Origin of the sequence: Nostoc sp. (assembly GCF_041747015.1) — a bacterium.
GTDB lineage: Bacteria > Cyanobacteriota > Cyanobacteriia > Cyanobacteriales > Nostocaceae > Nostoc.
Genome location: NZ_JBGTFY010000437.1, coordinates 1 through 4,521 on the forward strand (window position 1 = coordinate 1; position 4,521 = coordinate 4,521).

Annotated in this window: 6 protein-coding genes; all 6 read right to left on the reverse strand. The window is 44.2% G+C overall.

Annotated features, from left to right (window positions below):
- Positions 1–276: 276 nt before the first annotated feature.
- Positions 277–834 (reverse strand): WGR domain-containing protein, encoded by a 558-nt coding sequence (locus ACEW80_RS34355; RefSeq protein WP_373530902.1) that lies wholly within the window; start codon positions 832–834, stop codon positions 277–279.
- Positions 835–923: 89 nt separating this feature from the next.
- Entirely contained in the window at positions 924–2,546 is a 1,623-nt protein-coding gene (locus ACEW80_RS34360; protein ID WP_373530903.1) for an AAA family ATPase, read from the reverse strand.
- The gene (locus tag ACEW80_RS34365; protein WP_373530904.1) at positions 2,543–2,848 is read right to left on the reverse strand and encodes a hypothetical protein; all 306 of its coding nucleotides are present in this window, start codon (positions 2,846–2,848) and stop codon (positions 2,543–2,545) included. Before ACEW80_RS34365 ends, ACEW80_RS34360 begins: the two co-directional genes overlap by 4 nt.
- 27 nt (positions 2,849–2,875) lie before the next feature.
- Positions 2,876–3,079: a DUF2997 domain-containing protein gene (locus tag ACEW80_RS34370; RefSeq protein WP_373530905.1), complete on the reverse strand. Its 204-nt coding sequence runs from the start codon at positions 3,077–3,079 to the stop codon at positions 2,876–2,878.
- 2 nt (positions 3,080–3,081) lie between these two features.
- A complete protein-coding gene (locus ACEW80_RS34375) occupies positions 3,082–3,531 on the reverse strand; it encodes a DUF1257 domain-containing protein (RefSeq protein ID WP_373530906.1) in 450 nt (149 codons plus the stop codon).
- A gap of 125 nt (positions 3,532–3,656) precedes the next feature.
- Positions 3,657–4,521: hypothetical protein (locus ACEW80_RS34380; protein ID WP_373530907.1), on the reverse strand; the 865-nt coding region annotated here is incomplete at its 5' end.

A 4,521-nucleotide genomic window follows, 5' to 3' on the forward strand; every position in this document is an offset into this window, starting at 1 on the left:
TCAAGTATTTATACTTAATTATTCGACCTAATTGTTTTTTTAGCCATTGCCTCTGGCTGAAAAACTAGTTATTTTGTACTATATTTTCAATTCCAAAATCGGGGTTAATACCCTATTTTTTCCAAAATGAGAATTGCTGGGCTGGTTGGGCTTTTAAACTCTTGCATTAACTTTTATGCAGCTACGTACTTCTTGCATAAAAATTTACCACCTTAAAACCCTTAGAGTCAACACCCTACCTTGTGGGCGTTCTTTTGACTCAGCACTCAGCACTCTTCATAAATGTCGCCAGAAGTTTTTACTGATAGTCTTGAGACTGACTATCTTGGGTTCTGCTGCTTCAGGGGCATGACCAACACCCACCGCAGCAACTTGTGGTGCAGGTGTGGTTAACAAAGAATTAAGCAATCCCATTTGATAATCAACATCTTCTACTGAGCGATATACTCTGTATGGTTCAATTTGCATACCCAAAGGTGTTGGGACAATCTTTAGATATTGATTTAGGGCATTGATATAAGCAACTGAAAAATTTCTCTGCTCTACGCAAGGACGAATAATCTCTAGTAATTCAATCGCTCTATTGATTTCAGAAACTTCACAATTACTATCAATTTGTGACTGACTTCTTCTATAGCCTTTCATCATCTTTTCGGCTACCAGATTACGATATTTGAGAACAGCTTCTTGATTGCTTCTTAAAGAATGAGTTTTAGTCTGAGACTTGTAGCCAACTCGTCCCCATTCAACAATTAAATTGTTGTCTTCGACCTTGGCACTCCAGAACTTATTGCTATTCTGGATAGCATCAACAAAGACTAAATAGATTTCCATGTTGATTATTTCTCCGTTGATTGTGGATTAGACTGTTGGATTTGAAAAAGCGATCGCCCCCATAGAATCAGGAGACAATCGCTTTCTCATCAGTTCAGATTCCGAAACTTAGCAGCACGCAAAGATTGAGTTTTCGCTGCAACCACAGGACTACTAGCCCGTCGTGCGGTGGATGCCCAAGCCTGCATACGCTCAACTGCCGCAGCATCCTGAATTGCGAGTGGGGTAATGGTTTGACGACAGGTTTCGAGGTCAGCAAGCGTTACCTGCTGCGGTCGTCCTTCGTCAAAAGCCAGTAGTGCCGCTTCTGCTGCTAGAGTTTCGAGTTCTGCCCCGGAAAACTTGACGGTGTTTGCAGCGATCGCCTCCAGATATTCGTCTTCGACCTCAATACCAAATCGCTCTAGGTGAATTTTCAGGATTTGGCAGCGTTCTGGTTCACTGGGCAAATCAACGAAGAAATTTTCATCAAATCTTCCTTTCCGTTTCAACTCACTGGGCAGTGCAGATGGGTCGTTACACGTTGCTACAACGAACACGCCAGCAGTACACTCAGACATGAATGTAAGCAAATTTCCCAAAATTCGCTGGGAAACTCCTGAACTATCGCCACTACCGGACAAGGCTTTCTCTATTTCATCCACCCATAAAACGCAGGGTGCGATCGCTTCTGCCGTTTTCAAGGCACGGCGGACATTGCCCTCAGATTCACCAACTAGACTGCCCAAGAGGGATGCAATATCAAGCTGGAGTAATGGTAAGTTGAGTATGGTAGCAATATTTTTGGCACAGTGAGTTTTTCCAGTACCCGGCGGTCCCGCCAGCAGCACACCTTTAGGTTGTGGCAGATGAAGCGATCGCGCCTCTTGGGTGAATAGTCGCCGCCGCCGAGTTAACCACTCGCGCAGTAAATCCAGTCCACCGAATGGGATAGTCGCTGGTTTACCCAATTCGATACCCATTTGAGCCAGAAGTCGGGTTTTGTACTCGACTATCAGAGGCGTGATTGTGGCATCAATCAAAATACCAGTGCTGCTCAAACGCTCTTTCACAGTTAGCCTCAGAAAATCGCTGACTTCTTCTAGGGTTAATCCCAGCGCTGCCTGTGCAAAGGTTTCTTTGTCTTCGTAACTCAGGGACACCCGAAATGTGACATCCTGCTCTGTAGCAGATTCTTCAAGAAAAACTAGATACGACTCGAAGTGGTCTTGAATTTGACCAATGTTCGGTAGTGGCACTTCACAGTAGGGGATGAGCCTTACCAAAGAATCGTGTTGTTCGATGTTTTGACCCAGCAGCACGATCCGTTTTTCTGTGGGTTTGAGCCGGTGGTAAAGGTTTTTCACTCTGGTCAAGATTTCCCAGGATAACTGCGGTGAATTCTTGCCAACAAATGGGTGTATGTCTCCCAGAATAAACACGCCAGCACCATCAAAGTTATTGATGTAGTCGAAAACGAAGAGTATTGGATCAGCGTGAGGTGGTCTTTTGTACTCTGGCACTGGCTTAAACACCAGCCCACCATCTTCAGCAATCAGGCATTGCTCCAGGCTGGATACTCCCAAATTCCAGAAGAATACGGGACTTTTGAGTTTGTCTGATACTTCAATTGTTAGCCACTGAATGATAGTTGCCTCATCAGGTGACAGAACATCAACTGCGGCGATTGGGATTTGTGAGTCGAGTGTGCTGATTAGGTTTGATAATTTCATAGTTGTAAATTTTGATACGGTAATGGCGCTAGTTCTTCGTGCGTATTAACAAGTCTCACGACTACCTCATGAAGTTTGGCATCGCCGTTAAAAATCTCCGCAGTTCCATCACTGAACGCGATCGCCGAAATCAAAGCATTAACAAGCACACACAAGCCTTCTGTATTGCCTTTGATGACGATTGCTTCTCTTGCTTTCGTCGCAGCATAAATATGAACCATCGCGTATTCTTTTGGTAATTCGTTCATGATATTTTTTGGGGGAACTTTACCAATTCGCAATTCGCAATTCGCAATTCGCAATTAATGGTAAAGTTCCTCCGCTTTTTCTTACTGGTGTATTCGTGTTTGATGAGTTGAGGTCATCCGTTGCGTTTGGGCTTCGGGCTTAAATTCGCGTTCGCCCTCTACAATCCCCAACGCCTCTTCAAAAGGTTGAGTTGCTTCCAGGCAAGACAGCCCTTCAAAACCCGAAGCTTCTACCTTCACTTCACCCGTGATTTTGTCAAAATGTATCAAAATTGAGCGTTCCATAATTACCTCCGTGTGTATTGTTTAACTTCTTGATGTCCAGTAAAGGTTAACCGTAGAGTTTGCACACTCCCATTGGTTTCTTCTGCTAGAGTGCATTCCCCAAACTTTTCTTGTAACTCAGCAGCTTTTGCGCGAACCATCCGCTTACCGTAAGCCAGCATTAGTTTGTGGCTAAAGAAATCTTGTCCCAGTTGTGTAACTGTTTCGTAGCTGTCGTGTATCACGTCGTACACACCACTTGTCTGATTCCACTGGAAACCTATATCTGCACGGGTTTTAATTGTGCGACCAATGACGATAATTTCAGCGCTCTGTCCTTGTGAACCGCCATAGTAGCCCTTAAGTGGCTGTGGCTTTTCGTGGACTTGCGGTGATAGCTGTAAATCCTGTAAAGCTTGCACCAAACAATCACGGTTGGCAAGTTTAGTTTTGACTGTTGAAAAATGTGACATAATTTTATTTCCTTTGTTATCTGGTTTGAGAAATAGTAAAAGTGCGATATCCTTTTGGAGCGTGAATATTGCACTTTTAATACATCGGTTAGTCTTGGACAATGCACCCTGTCCAAGGCTATTTTTTACCGGAACTTAAACGACATCACGGTAGCTTTTGATAAGCCCACGTCGCCAGTTGCTAACTGTTGTAGATTGCGTTGTTCATCAAGCAGCTTGGCGCGAATATCATCCATCTTTTGTTGCAAATGACTACGCCCATCACTACCAAGATTCTTCGACTCAATGGCTGGATCGGTGACAATCGAATCCAAATGCTCCATCATCTGCTGTAAACTACTGCCAGCTTCCGGTGAGGCATTTGCCAGTAACACCCGCACTTTCATCAGGTGTTTTTCCATCTTTTTTTTGAACTGCACCGGTTTGCGTCCTGGCTCCCAGTCGCTCAATTCTTCAAGGAGTTGCGCCGCCAGTTGTTCACCGCCAGCGATCGCAGATTCCCGTAGCCTTTGCTCCAGATTTTGGTCATACTGTTGGATGAATCGTGTGATTTGGTCTAAACACTCAGCCTGTTTATGGTCGAGTTGTTCGGACAGCGCAGGAATAATCACCGGACGACCGATGATTACCTGTAGATAATCCTCCAAGTCAGTGAGAGTGGGGAATGCTGTTAACAAACTAGCTTTGACTTCTTGTTGCTTGTCATGAGGAAGTTCCCAAGCATTTAGCGAAAGGAATTTGTCAATCCGTTCCTGATAATCTACAAGTCCTGCCTCGTAATCAACTGTTAACTGATTACGTAAACTGGGAGCTAGATTATCCCTTATATTGATTAATTGATTCCAGACAATTGGAGCTAAGTCTATAGGACAAACCCAGTCCCCAGTATCAGCAGACATCCACTCTTGAACTGAGGCAATTTCTTGACGCAGTTGAGCAGATGCTTCATCTAGCTTTTTGAAAACTTTGATTCCTCGTAACCCGACTTCG